Origin of the sequence: Thalassoroseus pseudoceratinae, from assembly GCF_011634775.1 — a bacterium.
GTDB lineage: Bacteria > Planctomycetota > Planctomycetia > Planctomycetales > Planctomycetaceae > Thalassoroseus > Thalassoroseus pseudoceratinae.
This window is the reverse complement of the sequence record NZ_JAALXT010000001.1, coordinates 1,023,162-1,041,217: the sequence shown is the minus strand read 5'-3', so window position 1 is coordinate 1,041,217 and position 18,056 is coordinate 1,023,162. Positions and strand designations below refer to the sequence as shown.

Sequence of the window (18,056 nt, the reverse complement as noted above, 5' to 3'; positions counted from 1 at the left end):
CGGCTCTCCAGCAATCGAACGGTCTCGGAAGACACTCGGGACCGTTCACAATAGCAGATCACCGACCCGGTGTGCCACGGCTCTGTTAGCCGTGCTTTCCGGGACATTGCTCAGCACAACTCTTGAAGTCGTGACACCCGAGGTCTTTTGCAGGGCGCAAAGAAAAGAGCGGGACGCCACCTTCGCATGGACCTGGACAACAATGCTTATGGCTGCTCCCTTTCGGGCCTGACCAGGTTCACACGCGCCCACCCCAATTAAAGGTGGCGTCTCGCTCTTTGTCACAAAGATGAAGACGCGGATCGAATTATGACAGGATGATCAGTCTGGTCAAGGGCCACGCATAGATTTCAGCCGGATCAGTCTCGTTCGGCTCGCGAAAACCATTTTAACCCGTTGATTCGTTCCACACCGAACAAACTCTCGGGCTTTTCTATCTTCTTTGTTAAAAATGACGCCTCGCAGTCGGATAGGTAACCTATGTTGCTGACGAGGCTGAAGTTCAGGTAGAGCCCATCCGTGCGAGAGGTCGGCTCAAAAATTGGAACTCTTAGCCTCCAAGCCGCAAATTCTCCATCTGTCCTACCATCCTTCCTTTGCGAGCGGGCTAAGTGAACCTATGAACGGTATGATTCCTACCCTCAGTGAAATTGCCGGTGATTACGAAATCGAATCAAACCTCGATGCAATTTCGACAGCCGAAAACGATCAATACGAGTCCGAGGGGCACAATGCGATGTGGCCAGAACTGACCGAAATGGGTCAGGAAATGCTGGCGGCTCTCAATCGACTCTATGGGATTGAGTCCGAGGAGCCAGTTCAGTTGGCGTCCACAGGAGCTTGATCGGCGGAAGTTGTTGGTTCATCAGAATCGGGAAGTGTCGTCAAGTCGCTGGCTGGAATGGCCAGCACGGCTCCGATGACTGGTGCGGTGAGGTAGATCCACAGCGACTCGAGATGCCCGCTGACTACCGCCGGTGCCAACGATCGCGCGGGATTCATCGAGGCTCCGCAAACCGGACCTGCGAACATGGCTTCCAGTGCGACGACACTACCGATCGCCACCCCCGCCATGATGCCCTTCTCTTTCGCGCCGCTGGACACCCTGAGGACAACGTACATCAGCATAAACGTCAGTACGACCTCGAAGATAAACGATTGCGACCATGATCCCGCCGGTAATGTTCCACCGAGGAACTCTTGGGCCGGAAACATGACTCGCAACAAGCCACTCGCTGCCAAACCACCGATGCACTGACTGAGGATATAAGGGAGAACCTGCGAGCCGGGAAACCGTCCAGCGACAGTGAATGCAATGGTGACTGCCGGATTGATGTGGGCACCCGACACGTCTCCGATGGCATAGATCACGGACATGACGATCAGGCCAAACGTCAATGCAATACCCGGGTGTGTGACCGGTTGCCCGTCGATGGCCTGATTGACCACGATCGCCCCGGTTCCGGTGAACACGAGCGCGAACGTTCCAATCACTTCCGCCAGATACTTACGCTGGTTGACCGTCATTGCCGAATTGTCCGCTGCCGATGATACGAAACGAATTGAGCACAAAACTGTACCGTTTCGATCAACGAACGGAAAGTGTTTAGCAACTTTCCGTTACAACTCAGCACCGCCAGTCAGGCCGCGTCGTTCAACGGTTATGCGGCGGCTCGACGACGTTCACGTGCCTTCGCCACTCCGCGATTACCCCCGTTGGCGTAGAAATCGACAATGGCCAATCCGGTCCGGGTTCGCATCGTTTCCCGGAGCAAATCTAACGCATTCTGGGCGTTGGAGATTGATCGGTAAACGATCCGAAAAGCGGATTTCACCTCTGCACGCTCCTCGGCGGTGAACCCGTTACGACGCAGTCCAACGCTGTTAACTCCAACCACATGACCATCGCGATCCGTCATAAAAAACGGCGGGATATCCTGCACCACTTTGGCCAATCCGCTGACCATCGCCATTTCACCGATTCGGACGAACTGGTGAACCGCCGCGTTGCCGCTGATGATCGTTTTCGATCCAACGGTGACATGGCCGCCCAGGAGTGCTCCGCTCACCAACGTGACGTCGTCTTCGAGAATACAGTTGTGACCAACGTGGGAATTCGTCATGAGCAGGCAGCGATCACCAACGCTGGTGATCGAACCGGCTGCGGTTCCACGATGGATGGTCACGCCTTCACGGATGATGGTGTCGGCACCGATGCGGCAGAAGCTTTCGCCCCCGTCGAAGGCACGGTCTTGGGGGTAGTCGCCGATGCTCGTATTGGCATGGATGGTGCAATTGGCTCCGATTGTGGTCGAGCCAGTGATGTAAGCAAAAGGACCGATTTTGCAGCCACATTCAATCGCGACTGGTCCTTCGATAACGGTATATGGGCCGATGTTGGCGGTCGGATCGATGACGGCGAGTGGGTCAACGACAGCTGTTGGGTGAATCGGCATCCTGCCTCCCAAGATTCTTTGGTGTTCATCGTTCTGTGCGATGGAAGATCCTGGATGAATCCATTCCATCTGGGATCGTCGGTTGATCACTTCAATGTGACGTTATGACCGAAGGACGGCAAACTTACGAATCAAGGTCGACCTTGCGGATCAATCGCACGCGATGATTATTCAATCCGCCCACCTGTGTCAATCGCAGATTGACCCCTTCTATCGCCGACCTTACACTGAAAACAAAGACACACCAGCTTCCACTCAGATATTCCCACTCACACAGAGGGTGTTCCGATGATCCGCTCCATGACTGCATCCGTCGCGTTTCGGTATCTACTGTTGGGTTTGATCGCAACCACGTTCGGCGGCGGAATGCCCACGATCGCAATGGCCCAAAGTGACGCCGAAACCGAGCAAGTGACAACCGCAGACGGCTGGAAGATTCCCTTCCACTATTATCCCTCGAAACAAGGCAAAGACGCGGCTGTCGTGTTGCTATTGCACGGCGAAGGGAAGAATCGGTTGGTGTGGAAAGGCAACGGTTTCGCCGAAGCATTGCAAAAGAGCGGATTTGCCGTCATCGCGATGGATTACCGCAAACACGGGGAAGCCAAAGCAAGTTTCGGTTCTTCGTCGAGTGGATCGATGACACGACGTGATTGGCAAGCCGTTGCAAGTTCTGGTCGGGCCGCCGGTGATATCGAAAGCGTGAAAAAGTTCATCTTCGATCGGCATATGGATGAGAAGCTCAACATGTCGAAGTTGGCAATCGTTGCGTCCGAAGAAGCCGCACCCGTGGCGGCCGCGTGGGCGGCGGCGGATTGGGCAAAAGCTCCCTACAACGACGCCCCAGCTGCAATTGCAAAGACTCGAAAAGGCCAAGACGTGCGAGCGTTGATTCTGGTCTCACCGGCGGAATCGGTTCCGGGTGTGCAAACCCAAGCGGCCGTTCGCTTACTGAAAGATGCCGCAACGGCCTTCTACGCCGTGGCTGGTGAGGAAATGATGCCGTCCATCGTGTTTTTGTACGGGAACAACTCGAAAGACAAAAGCGTCGCAGACAAGCTCTATGACACCGTTCACGTCAAGCCCATCGAAGATCGCGTCTTCAAATCCGCATTCCCAACTCCGGCCCGCGGATCAAGCATGTTGAAGATCGCTCCGATTCAAAATACCATCGTGAACTTTCTCAAGAAATCGGTTCAAGGGTTGGATGTACCCTGGCAAGATCGACGCAGCCGCTTGGAACGATGATGGCAAGCTGCCAGCTCAGGTTCCAAACATCATTGAAGACCCAAGTATTCGTCGCCACCGAATTCCCGGTGGCGTTTTTCTTTCGATGAGTATGTGATGCCAACGGTGGACGACATCATCATCGGGCAAGGTCTGGCAGGATCGGTCTTGTCTTGGCAACTCCACTGGCAAGGCCGCCAAGTGCTGGTCATTGACCGTGCGGACACGCAAACCGCCTCACGAGTTGCCGCAGGTTTGGTGACACCCGTTACTGGGATGCGGTTTGTGCGCACATGGCGATTCGATGAGTTTTGGTCCGCCGCTACGGAATTCTATCGGCGGGTGGAACAGGAAACCGGTGCGGCAATCTTTCGGATCCAACCGTCTGTTCGCATCTTCGCAACGGAAACCGAACGAGAGAACTACGCGAAACGGCTCGACGCCGGACGGCTCACCGGCGACACCCGTCCGCCGAATCCGTCATTGAATTCGAGAGACTTTCAGGTTCCATTCGGCGCGTTCGAAATGCCGTCCGCTGCCCGATTGGATGTAGCCCGATTCCTCGAACTCACGCGGAATCGACTTGAACGAACCGGTCACTACTGGAAAACGGAGATCGACTCCCAGTCGGACATTCAACCGACTTCGCAAGCCGTCCGATTGCCAAGACTCGATCTGACGGCCGAACGATTGTTCTTTTGCGAAGGCATCGCCGCGATGCGGAATCCGTGGTTTGCCGAATTGCCATTCGATCCTGCTGCTGGTGAGATTCTCACGGTGCGCATCCCCGGTTTGACGGAATCTCGGACGATTCATCGGGGGTTATGGTTAACTGGCGAGCACTCGCAACAGCACGTCTTTCGAGTCGGAGCGACGTACGATCGCGAGGATTTGCACGGGCGACGAACATCGTCAGGACGAGACACGATTTTGAAGCAGCTCCGGGACTTTGTTCCGCATGCGGCGGAGGTGTTGCAACACGATGCCGCTGTTCGACCGATCGTCGTTGGACGAAATCCTGTCATCGGTCAACATTCGGAACATCCGCAACTGTGGCTGTTCAATGGTTTGGCCTCCAAGGGAGCGTTGCAAGCACCGGCTGTTGGTGCTCATTTGGTTGCTGCGGCGTGTGAAGGTCTGCCGATTGACCCCGAGTACGATTTTCACAATCGACGGAAATTCCAATGATGCGTTTAACGCAGTTGGCTCAGCAACGAATTGGCGAGGTGCTCCCGACCGGGGGATTCGCCATTGATGCTACCGCCGGCAACGGACACGATACGTTGTTTCTCGCCCGCCGAGTCGGTCCTGGTGGGGGCGTTGTCGCCATCGACAAGCAATCCGTCGCCATCGAGAAGACTCGCGAGCGTCTGGCCTCCAATTCGATCGAGAATGTTCAACTCATCTTGGGAGATCATGCGGATCTTAAGGAACTCATCGCCAATGCTGCCGAAACAGGCGTGGATGCGGTGATGTTCAACCTCGGCTATCTCCCGGGGGGCGACGAAACACAAACGACGGGCACCGCGTCCTCGCTCCAGGCAATTGATGCTGCCATCCAAGTGTTGAAGCCGCACGGCTTGTTGAGTGTCGTCGCCTATCCCGGTCACCCGGAAGGCGAACGTGAGACGCAAGCCGTGATCGAGCTGTTCCAGAGGTGGTCGGAAGCACGCAAAATCGTCATGGAGCGTGTCGACGTTGAACGCCCCAGCAGCCACACTCCGATTTTGTTCCTGGTTTCCAAACAGGATTCTGATCCACATTCCCGTTGAGACAGACGGTCACTCGACAATTTCCCTCCTCGATTCGAGGGACGTGCTTGCTATGATATCTTCAGCAAAACCATGAATGACCCTCATTGCGAGTACTTTGAAGGTGGCCGAGGATGTCGAGTGATCAGCAGCCGGTTCTTATTTTGGGAGCCGGTGTCAATGGATGTGCGGTGGCGCGGGAACTCGTCCTCAACGGTGTTCCGGTTTGGTTGGTCGATCGACAGGATATCGCCTCCGGCGCCAGCTCGCGATCATCCCGTCTCATTCATGGCGGGCTGCGTTACCTCGAATATGCAGAGTTCCGCTTGGTCCGAGAATCTCTGCGGGAGCGGTCGCGATTGCATCAGTTGGCTCCGCAATTCGTGCGTCCGTTGCGGTTGTCGATTCCGGTCTCCAAACTTTCGAGCGGGCTGATGCAGTCGGCCAAACGATTCTTGTTTGGTCAGTCGAAACAGACGACCTCACGCGGCTTATGGCTCGTTCGCACCGGACTGAAAATGTACGACGCCTTCGTGTCCGATGCCGCGTTCCCAAAATCGCGGTCCAACGCCGTGGGAGCGAAGTCCGTGCCGGATGTTGATCCGGAAAAGTTTCGCTGGCTATGCAGCTACACCGATGGTTGGATGCAGTTCCCGGAACGGTTCGTCCTCTCGATGGTTGAAGATGCCCGCCGAATTTCGCAGCGGTCTGGCACCGAATTTCGCGTCTTCACTTACACGGAAACGCAGTTCAATGGCGAAGAATTCCAGTTGGTGAGTGAGGGCAGAGATTCCAACGAACCGGTGGTTTGCAAGCCACGCATGGTGGTCAATGCGACTGGTGCTTGGGGAGATCTGACGCTCGGCAAACTGGGGGTCGAATCACCACGATTGTTCGGGGGGACCAAGGGGAGTCACTTTTTCACCCACCATGCTGAACTTCGCCGCCGGCTGCGTGATGGAGGACTTTATGCGGAGGCCGATGACGGTCGGTTGGTGTTCGTGCTCCCGTTCAACGATGGAGTCATGGTCGGCACGACGGATGAACGCTTCGAGGGACCACCGGAAAAGGCCATCGCCGATGATGAGGAGTTAGATTATCTCATTGGCATGGTGAATAGTCTGTTCGATGAATTAAACCTCACTCGCGACGACATTGCTATGCACTACGCGGGAGTTCGCCCGTTGCCGTATTCCGATGGGGCAACGTCGGCTATTTCTCGTGACCATTCCCTCAAGGAACAATGGATTGGTCCCTACCCACTTTGCACGTTAGTCGGCGGCAAATTGACAACGGCTCGTGCGTTCGGTGAGTCGGTTGCAGATCGCGTCATGGAAGAGTTAGCAGTTTCACGAACGGCCGACACTCAGGATCGTCCATTTCCCGGGGGGGAATTGTTCCCGCCAGACTCAAACGCCGAGAACTTCGAGATCGAGCGGCTTGCGACAGCACATGACGTTGAGGTTAGCCAAGTCGAAGCAATCTGGCTGCTCTGGGGCACTCGGATTGAGGAAATTCTTCAGCAAATCGGACCGGGACCGCTCGACAACTTGGATGGAACGACAATCCCGGTCGCATTCGCAAAGTGGGTGTGTCAGCACGAATGGGTGACGACGCTCGAAGACTTGGTCGAGCGGCGATTGATGCTTGTCTTTTCGAAACAACTGACACAACGGTGTCTTGAACAGCTACAAACCGTTCTCGCCGAATGTGATGCGAACGGTGGTTCAGCCGATGCGACACAAATCGAGCAACTTCGAGAGCGTCTTGAGACACACTACGGCAAGAAAATTGTCGTCACCAACTCGGAGTCAGTGACGGCATCATCTTCCGACAAGAAACTGAAAATTTGAGGTCGACTACTCAGCGTCTTTCAAATCGAAATCGATCGTTTGTGCTCCCGGTTCGACTTCCTCGATCAACTCAGTTTCCGCATTGTACTGTGCTGGGATCTTCTCGGCGACTTCGACATCCTCACCCGTATCACTGGCGACTGTTGTCGCGGTCGTGATACGAACCTGATGTTTGCCTGGGACCGCACCGTTATTGCTGGGCGAGTACTGCAGTTCATAGTACCCAGACTCATCGGTTTTGCCAGACGATGGGCGTCCGCCTTCTTTGGGGGTGAAAGAGACCATGGCATCGGGAACCGGATTGCCGTCAAGCGTTACAGTGCCGCTCACGGTGCCAAGTTCCGGTGTATCGTCGCTGGAACCACAACCAATGGCGATGAAAGAAAGAGCAATAGCAATGAGAGGAAGACGATTCATAGCGGTCGGTTCCTAAAAAGTGCAGAAAGAAATCGGTCTGAAGGTCGCATTCACAGAGGGTACGAAAATGGCGATGTGCGTTACGCACATCGCCAACGAATTTCATTGTTAGCGAATCCTTAGGAAGGATTAATAGTCGCCGACGACTTGCTCGTCATCGCGGATACCAAGACGCTGGTAGGTTCCGGAATTTTGCTTCTGTGTCGTATTGGCTTTCGAGGGAGTCACAGTCGAGAGGACTCCGGAATCGTTGTAATCAATGTTTTCACTGATGAACTGTGTTGAGCCATCACAGAACAAGAAGTGAGCACCACCAGGGTGTTGGCTGCTGAAGCCTTCGAGGCAACGGTGCGTGGCGTTGCTAGCGTCGTTCAGCGGCCGACTGACCATGCCCATCGTGTAGTCGGCACCTTGAGGACCACTTCCGGTCACGTTCCGGTTTCCGACCCAAGCACCTTGGGCACAGCGGAAATCCCGTTCACCCACTGCGAAGGTATTGCTCAAGCCATCGATGATATCGCGAAATCCAACGCCACTGTTGCGGTGAAGAGCACCGTCGTTGTTGGTTCGGCTGACGTCTCCGAATCCACAAACCCCAATGTAGTTTGATTTGGCCACTCGGAAACCATTTCCAGGCGGGCTTGGGAGACCTGCACCATTGAAATGGCGACCTTTGCCACCATTGAGGCTTGAAGATCCACCATCCATGAGGTGTTTGCCCCGGTCAGATGGACAAATAAACGCGTCGAGTTTCGTCTGGGCCAATGAGCGATCGGCTGTGGCGAGCATGTCTCGCAGTCTGCGAGAAGAAACTCCCATCTCTTCGTACAGGTTGACTTGTTCCATTTGTGGAAGGATGAACGCTCCCCAACCCCACGCTTCGACACTGCCACCGGCGTTGATTCCCCCTGGTGGTAGGTTTCCGTTCACGTCGTGGTAATTGTGGAGTGCAATGCCGATCTGCTTGAGATTATTTCGACACTGGGTACGACGGGCGGCTTCACGGGCTTGTTGCACAGCGGGCAAGAGCAAAGCAATGAGAATTGCGATGATGGCAATCACCACGAGCAATTCAATTAACGTAAACCCAGACCGTGACCTGGCTTGTTGACGGGCCATACGACTCTCCTTCAGATTTTGGGGTGTGGAAGAACATCGAATAGAAAGATGAAACGACACCGACCTAGTTGTCAGTCCAGAATAGGACGTCTGACGAGTTGACGCACACACATGCTTATTGAAAGAAAAGCAACCCACGTGTCGTGAGAAGGAAGTCGCTCAGAATCGATAGTCAAAACTTGGGAGGTTGCCAGAATTTTGATGTGAAAAGACGCAGATTCCTAAGTCGTAACGACTGGTTCTTTGCTGGCTTTCAAAACTGTTGCACGAGTGCGCATTTGAGGATTTGAAGAAACAAACCCTACGACAACATCGTAATGATGGACAATGGGCGCACAAATTTCAACAATTTTTCCGGTTATTTCGGATTTCGCGAGACATTTTTCGCGGAAATGTGTTCCGAAGGCGATTTTGATTTATGTGAATCAAACCATTAGGATAACGCCACATCCTCGTTAAGTATGTGACGGGGGAAGTCTTGAGTCGTCAGCGTCTTCGAGTGATGGCCTGATGGTGCCGTTCGATAGTGCGGAGCGATAGGCCTGTTCAGGGGCGATACTGTGGCGATTGTTGTAGGGGAACTTCCTCGAAGGCTTGGCACAGTCGAGGAAGTCGCAGAGTCGATCGAACCCTTGGCCGTTAAGGACGCTAATATCAGGGATGTCCAATAATGCGTCTGGCCTCTCGGCGAAGTAGCGTTCCACTTCTTGCTGATAGGCATGGTATGCGTGCAGATATTTGTCGCCGTCAAATTCGCGGCTGCCGAACGTCATTTCGCGGAATTCGTTCATGACATCGACAAAGTCGTGATCGCCACCGGTGGCGTTAGGTCTTGATTTGAGCAGACGCAACCCGATGAACTGACGCCGGGCGGAACTTAGCCACGCTTGAGGATTGGAATCGCGTCGGACGTTGATGAAAAGGCTTCCAGGATACTGCCGATCTAACGTCTGATAGACAGAAGCAATGCAAGCGGGGTAATCTGCGAGACCATCGCATTCCTCAAGAATGTCAAGTCTTGCGTCACCCTGCGTGATTTGTTGATGCATGCGAACCAGTCGTGAGGTGTCGTGATGCTCATCGCCGGTTTGCGGATCGATTCGCCCGAGATGAGCAAGGCGAATACCAAGCATCCGGAGTGCATCGCAGACCGAGACCGTGGCACATCGTGGTAACGCAATGACATGGATTTTGTTAAACCGACGCATGAAGTCTCGTTGCAAACTCGTCTAGAGCAAACCGATAACTTGACCAACTAAGTCATTGGTGGGGTCAGGTGGTGTCGTCTACCAACGCAATCGGCAGACAATCGAAACGTCAATGGACACTTCAAAAAGGCATGACGCGACAGGATAAGTCTTGTAACGTGGGCAGCCGAATACTTCGATAGATCGACCAACCAAAACGGCTGCCGATTCCGCTATCTAGAACGATTTCAAACACCTTTTCGTGCTGATGCTTCGCATCTCGAATCTCAAAAACACGTGCCCATTGTCGGTGGCTCGGAATGACATCCTGCGGGATACCAGTCGTTGATTCGACATGACCACCGTCGGTGACGAGTATGTTACCCGTGTTCGGCAACAGATCCGCTTCGCCATAGAACGGGCAATAGAATGTTTCGTCGTCTTCGCCGCGATACTCCCAAACCTGCTGGACTTGATGCTTCTTTTCATCAATTTGGAATTCTACGACACGACTATAGTTCTGCGCCGCTAGAGTCTTTGGAGCATACGGTTTTGCTCGGAAGTTGCCATTGTCGTAGAGCATCAGAGTGCCCCGACTCGTGATTTGCGGAGCGTGTTGATGGTGGGGCCAGTCGAGTTCTCCGGCTGGTTCGAGAAAGTGTTTCTGCCACGATTCGCCCCATCCAGTCGGATCGCCTAGCATCCAATGGATCTGGCCATCGGTTCGGCCGAGTTTCATGAGACAATCGAGATGTCGAATCGAGACGATCACTGTGTCATCAGTCGCGTCATACGCGATCCCGTTCGCGTGCGACCAGTCACACGTTTGCCCGACGATCCGATGATCGTAGTGATCCGTCCAGAAATCGAGTCGCGATAAATAGCCGAACTGCTTGGAATCAAGCCGATCGTACATAGACACGGATTCGGAAATCCAACCGTTGTCAGGGCGGAAACTGACCAGCTTATCACAAACGAGATAGGCAGGTCCTAGACCAGCCGCCTGATCGGTCACACTTCGAGGAAACGACTCGGACCGGCACAGCTCGGTCGCAAGTGTGAGCAATTCCCCGTTCGGGAGTTCGACGACGTCGTGATGAATACTATCCACATAGACCGGGATCGATTGACGTCTTGGTGATTGGGTGGTCGTGGACGCATGCCATTGTCGAATCACATTCCCGCAGAGATCGACTTCGAGTAGATACCGAAAACTCGCATGAATATAGAGGAGATGTCCGTTCTTCAGGACACGAACATCATTCATCCGGCTGCCCGTATTGAGAAACCAAACCACCTCGCCGTCTTCGTCGACTGCGACTAGGTATCCGTAAGCCATCGCCTTCTTGTCGTCGATCCAAGTTGTGACCGGAAACAAGGTGACCCCCGGTTCCATGTGGGAAGCCTTCGCAACCGTCGTTTTGATGGGCGGAAAATCGGCCGGCAGTTTCGGGGTGCGGAATTCGTAAGGGGCACTCGTTTCGAGTGTCTCGTGATCGGTCCCCAATAAATGAATCTGTATTTGGTGCACTCGGTCGGGACGCATTCCCACGATGGCAATCCGATGGTGGGAGGCCGCGGTGTCGTGGTTTTGACGCCACTGGTGTGTGCCATCACTCACTTCGATTGAAACGGCAACTGGCTTGGTTGTCTCAAAGTTTGCGATGGCAACGAGAGGTGCTCGACGAATTGGATTGGGCACAATTTTCGGTTGCACCGAGAACAGGCTTTGACCGGCCTGCGACTTCTGAGCGTCCGCGGGCTTTGCTGCAAATTCACTTCCCGAGCAAACCCGTGAGATGAGTCCGATAATTAGCGTTGAAAGAACGAGCGATCGAAGCATGATTCCGCTTGGTGATGTTGTCCGGCTGAAATGAGCTTGCTCTGATCGTGCGAAAATCTGGTGCAAACTTCAACGATCATCTCGCATTTAATTCTTTGAAACGCGTTGACCGTACGTGTAGCGTCTTCGAATGGTTTTTATCGCAGAACACATCGCGTCACCCGTTCCACGAAAACTCGGACGTAATCAAGCTGGATTAGAAACGGTGCTAGAAAGTGATTGGTCGGTTTGCTCAATGAAAAAGCCCCGACGTTGGAGCCGGGGCGGTGTGAATTTGAAATTGTTCGTCCTCAATTGCGGATTGAGCGATCGTCCAAGGTCTGGCGGCTTTCACTGCCAGTGACGAAGAAATCTTGGAAGTCGCTGTAGTTGTCGGTTGTGCCTTCCATGTCATATTCACGGCTGATCAGCGTTCCTAGCCAAGCTTGCAACCGACGGGCACCGTCCGTTTTCGCGTGGTGTGTGGCGACTTCCGTCGCAAAGTTGACCAGGTCATAAACCTTGCACTGCACCGGCAGCGTGCGTTGACGTTTCGCCGACAACGCATCCAAATTCGCAAGACCGTAAATTCGCGAGACATCGCCAGTCATCTGATGGAACGCTTTCAACAGCGGCGTACCGTCCTTGGAACCGCGGACGTCTGCTCCGTCATGGCCACGCACTTCGTGATTGACCTGTCGCCCGCCAACCAACTTTGCGAGCAGGTTGTACAGACTCATGGTTTCATGAACGCTCGCCCAGGATGTCGTGGCACTTTCGAACCGCTGACGCAACGCGGCGTATCCTTCGTCGTTGTTGAATCCGTCGAGGGCACGCACCAAGGAGTAAACTGGGGAATCGTCGCCGCGACCGAGTGAAATTTCACTTCGGAACGCCTTGGCGTAGCCAATCATACCGTTAGAGCAGACCTCACGAAGGAGGGACAGATAGATGTTCGGCAAACCAAACCCGTCCACTGGGGTTCGCAATACGAATCGATGAGCGAAATCGTCTCCGGAAATCCGGAAGCGATTCGACCCCGTCCGCGGCATATGATGAGACTCGACGACCCCATCGTGATAGGTCGTCTTCTGACCTTCGTATCGAGCGAGTAGGTCTTTCAATTCATCGTGAGCCACAACCGCGCGTTTGGGGTTCGAGATACCCAGGATGCGGGCACGTCCGGATTTTCGATCCCGTTCGATGCAGTATCGCATTCGCTCGTGCGGTGACTTTTCGGCGATGCGTTGAAACACTTCCTCGTGGCTGAAGTAGCTAAAGATCGATTTGCTGAATCCGTATCGGACATACAAGCTATTCCAAAAACGGTCCGTCGGCGTGACTGGCTCATCACCAACAAAGACCTTGGTAACCGGCCGATGACGAGCGGTTTTTTCCTCCGGTTCCGACGTTTCGACACGCAACTGACCGATCGTGGTGACGCCGTATTCAAAGGTGTGAGAATTGTTGACGCAGACGGACATGGAACAGCACTCCTTCGGGGCTAATTGCGATCTGGACACCAGAACGCGAAATCTGAAAACAACCGGCCAAGCGGTTCACGGTGACGACGGGCATTCAATTGATCGGGAGCGTTTCAGCCGTCCAATGATTGGGAAAACCGACGCTCCGGCGACGAATGTAGAGCGGGATTTCCACATCGGTGTTCGCGATCGCCATCCGGGCTCGCGAGTTTGCGATGTTAATCATGGGGTTGACCGTCAGTGTCCGCCATTCATCCTCTTGCCAAAGATGTTGCTCTTGCGCGGTGGCCATCTTGGTAAACGGATACCGTGTAAGTTTACTTTGAATGACTTGTTTGAACGGAACATCGGGGTGTTTCCGGAAGGCCCGACCACACATTTGCATGGTCGGCCCCTTGGCGGAATCCCGGCAAAACACAGTTTGCAAATCGGGGCAGTCGAAGCCTTCGGTGAGAACCATGCAATTCACAAGCACGTTGGTTTTTCCGTCTCGAAATCGACTCAGTTGGGCTTCGCGGTCCGATGATCCGGTCACCGTCTCGCAACTGGCCCCCTGCTCTTCCAATCGCTGGGCGAACTCGTGACATTCCGCAAGTTTGCGAAAAAAGACAATGGTTTTGCCCCAGCGTTCGGGTTCGCGAAGATAGAAATCCGCCACCGTTTCCACATCAAAGGCGGGGATTGTGAAGTGATGGTATTTCGCGAGATAACCATCTTGAATTAGCTGGTGAATACCTGCATCTTTGATGACTTTGTCGAAGCAGAGTTTGACACGATCCGCTCGAAACGGCGTAGCGGTCAAACCGAGAATCCAACGAGGGCGAATTCGATTGTGAAGAAACGCCATCGACGAAGCAGCGTCATGTTGAGCCTCATCCACGATCAGTAGGTCAATATTCGTGGCAGGGGTCTTGTCGAACATCGAAACAAATTCGATTGGTTCGACGTTAATTCCCTGCTCAATATTTTCCGCCGCGGTTTGAGTCAGCAGATTGCGACGCATCGCCACCCAGCCCACACGCACACCGTGTCGTTCTTGCAGCAGCTTCGCTGTGAGCAGGCCCATCACGGTCTTGCCGCTACCGGTGGGCGATTCGATCATCGCGGAGCGAGCAGCCGGCTCGAGGTTTCCCAGGCCGTTCGTGTATCGTCCTTCCAGCATCGCGACGACTTTACTGACGATGCGAGCTTGGTACGGACGCGGTTCAATGTTCGTCCGGTTGACGAGCGTTTCCAATTCCATTGGAGTCATCCCCTTCCGTGTGTGGGGTCGAATTCAAAGTTTCGACGTCCGACACAGGTATTTTACTCGATTCTGATAGATGAAACGAGCAGGCGGCTGGGGAGATCACCAAAAAAGCAACGGTTCCGATTTTTTTGAAATTCCCGTTATTTCGGTGAATACAGGATGGGAATGCAGATTCGGAACCGGGTACCGCGACCGACCTCGCTTTCGCAGGTCAGTTTCCCGTCATGGGCTTCGACAATTCGTTTGACCGTCGGGAGACCCAGTCCACTTCCTCCCTTCCGACTCGAAAAGAACGGACGGAACATGCGATCGAGCATATCGGGGTGCATACCGACGCCCGTGTCGATCACGTCAAGGCAGGCAAATTCGCCATCGGCATAGGTCAGTAACTCAAGCGTTCCGCCGTCTGGCATTGCCTGTTGAGCATTGATCGCCAAGTTGAGAATCGCTTGGCGGATCAGGGCTTGATCGATCCACACTGCGGGGAGATCTGTCGCCAAATGCGGACTGATCTCCACACCGGCGTCGTCTGCCTGCATCTGGTACGACTCGATGAACTCGCGAACGATGGCGTTCCAATCGGACTCGACTCGATGGAGTTCCCCAAGTCTTGCGAACTGCAAAAACTGAGTGAGGATTTGATCAAGCTGCCGACATTCCCGCTGGAGCAAGTTGACCTTGTTGAGCAAACGACGGTCGCGTTGGCTGCCGTCGGTTTGCTCGAGGTCTTCCGCCATCAACTCCAAATTCAGGCTGATGGTTGAGAGCGGGTTGCGAATCTCGTGTGCCAAGCCACCTGCGAGGGTGGCAATTTCGGCCGACTGTGATTGCAACCGCTTGCGTTCGTCATCGGAGAAAGAACGATCCGCATTCATGCTTCTTCAAGGCGAGCAAGAGTGTCAGCTGAAACGATCGGCAGCCGAGACCGATGCGGATCACAAAATACGGAATGATGACGAGGACGAGGATCGATTCGGTGTCGTGGTTGACGATATGTTTTCCCGCAGGAAAACCGGTCGTTGACCACGACACCTATGTGAAACGCGTTCTAGTCGTCACTTTCTTCATCGCTATTTTGCTCTGCGACGACGGCCTTTCGCGAGAGCTTGACGCGGTTTTGCTCATCAACTGCGATGACTTTGACGTCGATCTGGTCACCAACTTTGACGACGTCAGATACGTTCTTGACGAAGCCATCGGCTAATTCACTGATGTGGCACAGCCCATCTTTGCCCGGAGCAATTTCAATAAACGCTCCGAAGTCTTTAATGGAACTGACGGTACCTGCGTAGATGCGACCGACTTTGATCTCTTCGGTCATGGCTTCAATAGCCGCAAGAGCCTTGGCAGCGGATTCACCGTTGTTGGCCGCGATCGTGACGGTTCCGTCGTCCTGAATGTCGATCTGGGCACCGCTGTTTTCTTGCATGGCACGAATGGTTTTCCCACCCGGTCCAATGAGCAAGCCGATCTTTTCGGGATCGATTTTGACTTGTCGCAAACGTGGAGCGAAATCGGAGATGTCCCCGCGTGGGCGACGAATGGTCGTCAGCATTGTCTTGAGCAGTTGAATTCGGGCTTGTCGAGCCTGCGTCAACGTCGCTCGGACGATTTCCTCGGTGATCCCTGAATTCTTGAGGTCGAGCTGAATACCGGTGATTCCGCGTTGCGTTCCGGCGACTTTGAAGTCCATATCGCCGTAATGGTCTTCATCACCCATAATGTCGGTGAGCAGAGTGTATTTCGATTCACTCTCCATCACGATTCCGATGGAAATCCCGGCGACCGGTTGCTGAAGTGGCACGCCTGCGTCCATCATCGACAACGTCGCCGAGCACACGGTTGCCATCGAGCTGGACCCGTTGGATTCCAGAATGTCGGAAATGGCTCGGATCGTGTAGGGAAACTTGTCCGGTGTGGGCAAGATGGGTTCGACAGAACGTTGGGCCAACATTCCGTGACCAATTTCCCGACGGCCCGGTCCACGAATCGGTCGCACTTCGCCCACCGAGAACGATGGGAAGTAATAGTGCAACATGAATCGCTCGGAGATCTCCTCGTACAATCCGTCGACACGTTGCTGGTCGCGAGCGGTGCCCAGCGTGATCATGCCCAGAGATTGCGTTTCACCACGGGTAAAGACCGCCGACCCATGAACTCGCGGAAGCACGCCGACTTCGCAAGAAACGGGACGCAAATCCGCTGGTTTGCGACCATCGAGTCGCTTGCCTTCGAGGATCAAGTCTCGAACGGCCTGACGTTCCAATTTGTAGAACGCATCTTTGAAGTCATTGAGCGAATCGCCATCTTCGGTTTCGGTGGCGTCATCCGGGAACAACTCGTCGATAAACTCTTGGCGGATTTCCGCGACTTCGCCGTGACGCTCTTGCTTTTTGCCAGCCATCTTCGCTTTCTTGATCCGCGAATAGGCTTTGTTCTTGAGCATCTTTTCGAATGGGTTTTCCGGTGGAGCTTCCCATTCGACGGGTTCAACGCCGACCTTCTTGACGAACTCGTCTTGAAGATCGCAGAGCTTTTGAATTTCACTGTGAGCGAAGGCAATGGCATCAGCCATTTGTTGTTCGGGGATTTCCTCCCCAAACCCTTCGATCATCAACACGCTTTCCCGACTTCCCGCAACAATGAGGTCGAGCTTGCTTTCCTTCATCTGTTGAATGGTCGGCAAGACGACGAATTCATCGTCGATAAGACCGACCCGCAGCCCGCCAATCGGGCCCTGGAATGGAACCGGCGACAACATGATGGCGGCACTGGCACCGAGGATCGTCAAGGCATCGGGATCGTTTTCGGGATCAGCGGCCAAGACGTTGCAAAGAACTTGTAGCTCGTCCTTGTAACCTTCGGGGAACAAGGGGCGAATTGGACGGTCGGTGAGGCGAGCAGCGAGAATTTCACGGGTGGTGGGGCGACCTTCTCGTTTGAGGAAGCCACCGGCGAATTTACCGGATGCGGCCAATCGTTCACGATAATCGACTTGGAGTGGGAAGAAGTCGATGCCAGGACGTGCCGGCCCGCTCTGAGCGGCAACAAAAAGAACTGTTTCCCCGTACTGAACCCGAACTGCCCCGCTTGCCTGTTTCGCCCAATCTCCGGTTGTCAAACTCAGCTTTTGGCCGCCAATTTCCCGTTCAACTGTTACTTTACTCACGATTTTCCATCCTAGCATTCAGAATTTTGACGACACACCGACACTGCTGGCAGGGGAAGCGACCAGCGAAAGAACATCGCATTTGAGGGGACGCGGCGGGAAGACATGACGAAATTTACGAATACGCTGCAGTTGTGGACAACCGCAGCGCCAAGAGATTAACTTCGATTAGTGTGGGTGTCTTACCGCGTCTGACAACAGGGCGACCATTTGGTTTGTCGCCCGTCAATCTGCGAAATACTCTTGTTATTCCAATCCAACCATCGAAAGCACCAGCCTTCGACGTTCACTTCAACGATTAATGACGACTATTTCTTCAACA

The 18,056-nt window shown here is 54.0% G+C and carries 15 protein-coding genes and 1 other RNA gene; 5 read left to right on the top strand and 11 right to left on the bottom strand.

The annotated features are described in order from the left end of the window. Positions 1-173: 173 nt before the first annotated feature. Positions 174-267, bottom strand: an RNA gene (gene ffs, locus G6R38_RS03880) — signal recognition particle sRNA small type. 361 nt (positions 268-628) lie between these two features. On the opposite strand from ffs, the gene G6R38_RS03875 reads away from it, so the two are divergent. Next, entirely contained in the window at positions 629-844 is a 216-nt protein-coding gene (locus G6R38_RS03875) for a hypothetical protein (RefSeq protein ID WP_166820344.1), read from the top strand. Here the strand turns inward: G6R38_RS03875 and G6R38_RS03870 are convergent. Further along, complete coding sequence (locus G6R38_RS03870; protein ID WP_166820343.1) at positions 820-1,527, bottom strand: MIP/aquaporin family protein; 708 nt, start codon at positions 1,525-1,527, stop codon at positions 820-822. The two genes, G6R38_RS03875 and G6R38_RS03870, sit on opposite strands and share 25 nt — an antisense overlap. Positions 1,528-1,661: 134 nt before the next feature. Then, a complete protein-coding gene (gene lpxA / locus G6R38_RS03865; protein ID WP_166820342.1) occupies positions 1,662-2,456 on the bottom strand; it encodes an acyl-ACP--UDP-N-acetylglucosamine O-acyltransferase in 795 nt (264 codons plus the stop codon). Between the two features lie 300 nt (positions 2,457-2,756). Here lpxA and G6R38_RS03860 point away from each other — a divergent pair, with 300 nt between their 5' ends. The 4 genes from G6R38_RS03860 (at position 2,757) to G6R38_RS03845 (ending at position 7,287) form a co-directional block, all read left to right on the top strand. Then, complete coding sequence (locus G6R38_RS03860; protein ID WP_166820341.1) at positions 2,757-3,704, top strand: alpha/beta hydrolase; 948 nt, start codon at positions 2,757-2,759, stop codon at positions 3,702-3,704. Positions 3,705-3,800: 96 nt separating this feature from the next. Next, positions 3,801-4,871 (top strand): NAD(P)/FAD-dependent oxidoreductase, encoded by a 1,071-nt coding sequence (locus G6R38_RS03855; RefSeq protein WP_166820340.1) that lies wholly within the window; start codon positions 3,801-3,803, stop codon positions 4,869-4,871. Then, positions 4,868-5,455 (top strand): class I SAM-dependent methyltransferase, encoded by a 588-nt coding sequence (locus tag G6R38_RS03850; protein ID WP_166820339.1) that lies wholly within the window; start codon positions 4,868-4,870, stop codon positions 5,453-5,455. Before G6R38_RS03855 ends, G6R38_RS03850 begins: the two co-directional genes overlap by 4 nt. Positions 5,456-5,568: 113 nt before the next feature. Next, on the top strand, positions 5,569-7,287 hold the full coding sequence (locus tag G6R38_RS03845; RefSeq protein WP_166820338.1) for a glycerol-3-phosphate dehydrogenase/oxidase: 1,719 nt from the start codon (positions 5,569-5,571) through the stop codon (positions 7,285-7,287). Positions 7,288-7,293: 6 nt separating this feature from the next. On the opposite strand, the gene G6R38_RS03840 is transcribed toward G6R38_RS03845, so the two are convergent. The 8 genes from G6R38_RS03840 to pnp all read right to left on the bottom strand — a co-directional run bounded on the left by G6R38_RS03840 (position 7,294) and on the right by pnp (position 17,734). Continuing rightward, positions 7,294-7,704, bottom strand: a complete 411-nt coding sequence (locus G6R38_RS03840; protein WP_166820337.1) for a carboxypeptidase-like regulatory domain-containing protein — start codon at positions 7,702-7,704, stop codon at positions 7,294-7,296. 129 nt (positions 7,705-7,833) lie between these two features. Continuing rightward, positions 7,834-8,823 carry a DUF1559 domain-containing protein gene (locus G6R38_RS03835; RefSeq protein WP_166820336.1) on the bottom strand — a complete coding sequence of 330 codons (990 nt, stop codon included), beginning with the start codon at positions 8,821-8,823 and terminating at the stop codon, positions 7,834-7,836. Positions 8,824-9,278: 455 nt separating this feature from the next. Continuing rightward, the gene (locus tag G6R38_RS03830; RefSeq protein ID WP_166820335.1) at positions 9,279-10,031 is read right to left on the bottom strand and encodes a sulfotransferase; all 753 of its coding nucleotides are present in this window, start codon (positions 10,029-10,031) and stop codon (positions 9,279-9,281) included. Between the two features lie 121 nt (positions 10,032-10,152). Then, positions 10,153-11,853: an aryl-sulfate sulfotransferase gene (locus G6R38_RS03825; protein ID WP_166820334.1), complete on the bottom strand. Its 1,701-nt coding sequence runs from the start codon at positions 11,851-11,853 to the stop codon at positions 10,153-10,155. Between the two features lie 290 nt (positions 11,854-12,143). Beyond that, entirely contained in the window at positions 12,144-13,316 is a 1,173-nt protein-coding gene (locus G6R38_RS03820; protein WP_166820333.1) for a DUF932 domain-containing protein, read from the bottom strand. A 94-nt stretch (positions 13,317-13,410) separates the two neighbouring features. Next, positions 13,411-14,568, bottom strand: a complete 1,158-nt coding sequence (locus tag G6R38_RS03815) for a DEAD/DEAH box helicase (protein ID WP_166820332.1) — start codon at positions 14,566-14,568, stop codon at positions 13,411-13,413. A 137-nt stretch (positions 14,569-14,705) separates the two neighbouring features. After that, the gene (locus G6R38_RS03810; RefSeq protein WP_166820331.1) at positions 14,706-15,440 is read right to left on the bottom strand and encodes a sensor histidine kinase; all 735 of its coding nucleotides are present in this window, start codon (positions 15,438-15,440) and stop codon (positions 14,706-14,708) included. Positions 15,441-15,613: 173 nt separating this feature from the next. Continuing rightward, the gene (gene pnp / locus G6R38_RS03805) at positions 15,614-17,734 is read right to left on the bottom strand and encodes a polyribonucleotide nucleotidyltransferase (protein WP_240928056.1); all 2,121 of its coding nucleotides are present in this window, start codon (positions 17,732-17,734) and stop codon (positions 15,614-15,616) included. Positions 17,735-18,056: the final 322 nt, after the last annotated feature.

What these genes read in the sequence shown, in the direction of transcription:
- G6R38_RS03820 (WP_166820333.1), bottom strand. Translation starts at nt 13,316, where the DNA reads ATGTCCGTCTGCGTCAACAATTCTCACACCTTTGAATACGGCGTCACC.
- G6R38_RS03815 (WP_166820332.1), bottom strand. Translation starts at nt 14,568, where the DNA reads ATGACTCCAATGGAATTGGAAACGCTCGTCAACCGGACGAACATTGAA.
- lpxA (WP_166820342.1), bottom strand. Translation starts at nt 2,456, where the DNA reads ATGCCGATTCACCCAACAGCTGTCGTTGACCCACTCGCCGTCATCGAT.
- G6R38_RS03830 (WP_166820335.1), bottom strand. Translation starts at nt 10,031, where the DNA reads ATGCGTCGGTTTAACAAAATCCATGTCATTGCGTTACCACGATGTGCC.
- G6R38_RS03810 (WP_166820331.1), bottom strand. Translation starts at nt 15,440, where the DNA reads ATGAATGCGGATCGTTCTTTCTCCGATGACGAACGCAAGCGGTTGCAA.
- G6R38_RS03850 (WP_166820339.1), top strand. Translation starts at nt 4,868, where the DNA reads ATGATGCGTTTAACGCAGTTGGCTCAGCAACGAATTGGCGAGGTGCTC.
- G6R38_RS03855 (WP_166820340.1), top strand. Translation starts at nt 3,801, where the DNA reads ATGCCAACGGTGGACGACATCATCATCGGGCAAGGTCTGGCAGGATCG.
- G6R38_RS03835 (WP_166820336.1), bottom strand. Translation starts at nt 8,823, where the DNA reads ATGGCCCGTCAACAAGCCAGGTCACGGTCTGGGTTTACGTTAATTGAA.
- G6R38_RS03875 (WP_166820344.1), top strand. Translation starts at nt 629, where the DNA reads ATGATTCCTACCCTCAGTGAAATTGCCGGTGATTACGAAATCGAATCA.
- G6R38_RS03845 (WP_166820338.1), top strand. Translation starts at nt 5,569, where the DNA reads ATGTCGAGTGATCAGCAGCCGGTTCTTATTTTGGGAGCCGGTGTCAAT.
- G6R38_RS03825 (WP_166820334.1), bottom strand. Translation starts at nt 11,853, where the DNA reads ATGCTTCGATCGCTCGTTCTTTCAACGCTAATTATCGGACTCATCTCA.
- G6R38_RS03870 (WP_166820343.1), bottom strand. Translation starts at nt 1,527, where the DNA reads ATGACGGTCAACCAGCGTAAGTATCTGGCGGAAGTGATTGGAACGTTC.
- G6R38_RS03840 (WP_166820337.1), bottom strand. Translation starts at nt 7,704, where the DNA reads ATGAATCGTCTTCCTCTCATTGCTATTGCTCTTTCTTTCATCGCCATT.
- G6R38_RS03860 (WP_166820341.1), top strand. Translation starts at nt 2,757, where the DNA reads ATGACTGCATCCGTCGCGTTTCGGTATCTACTGTTGGGTTTGATCGCA.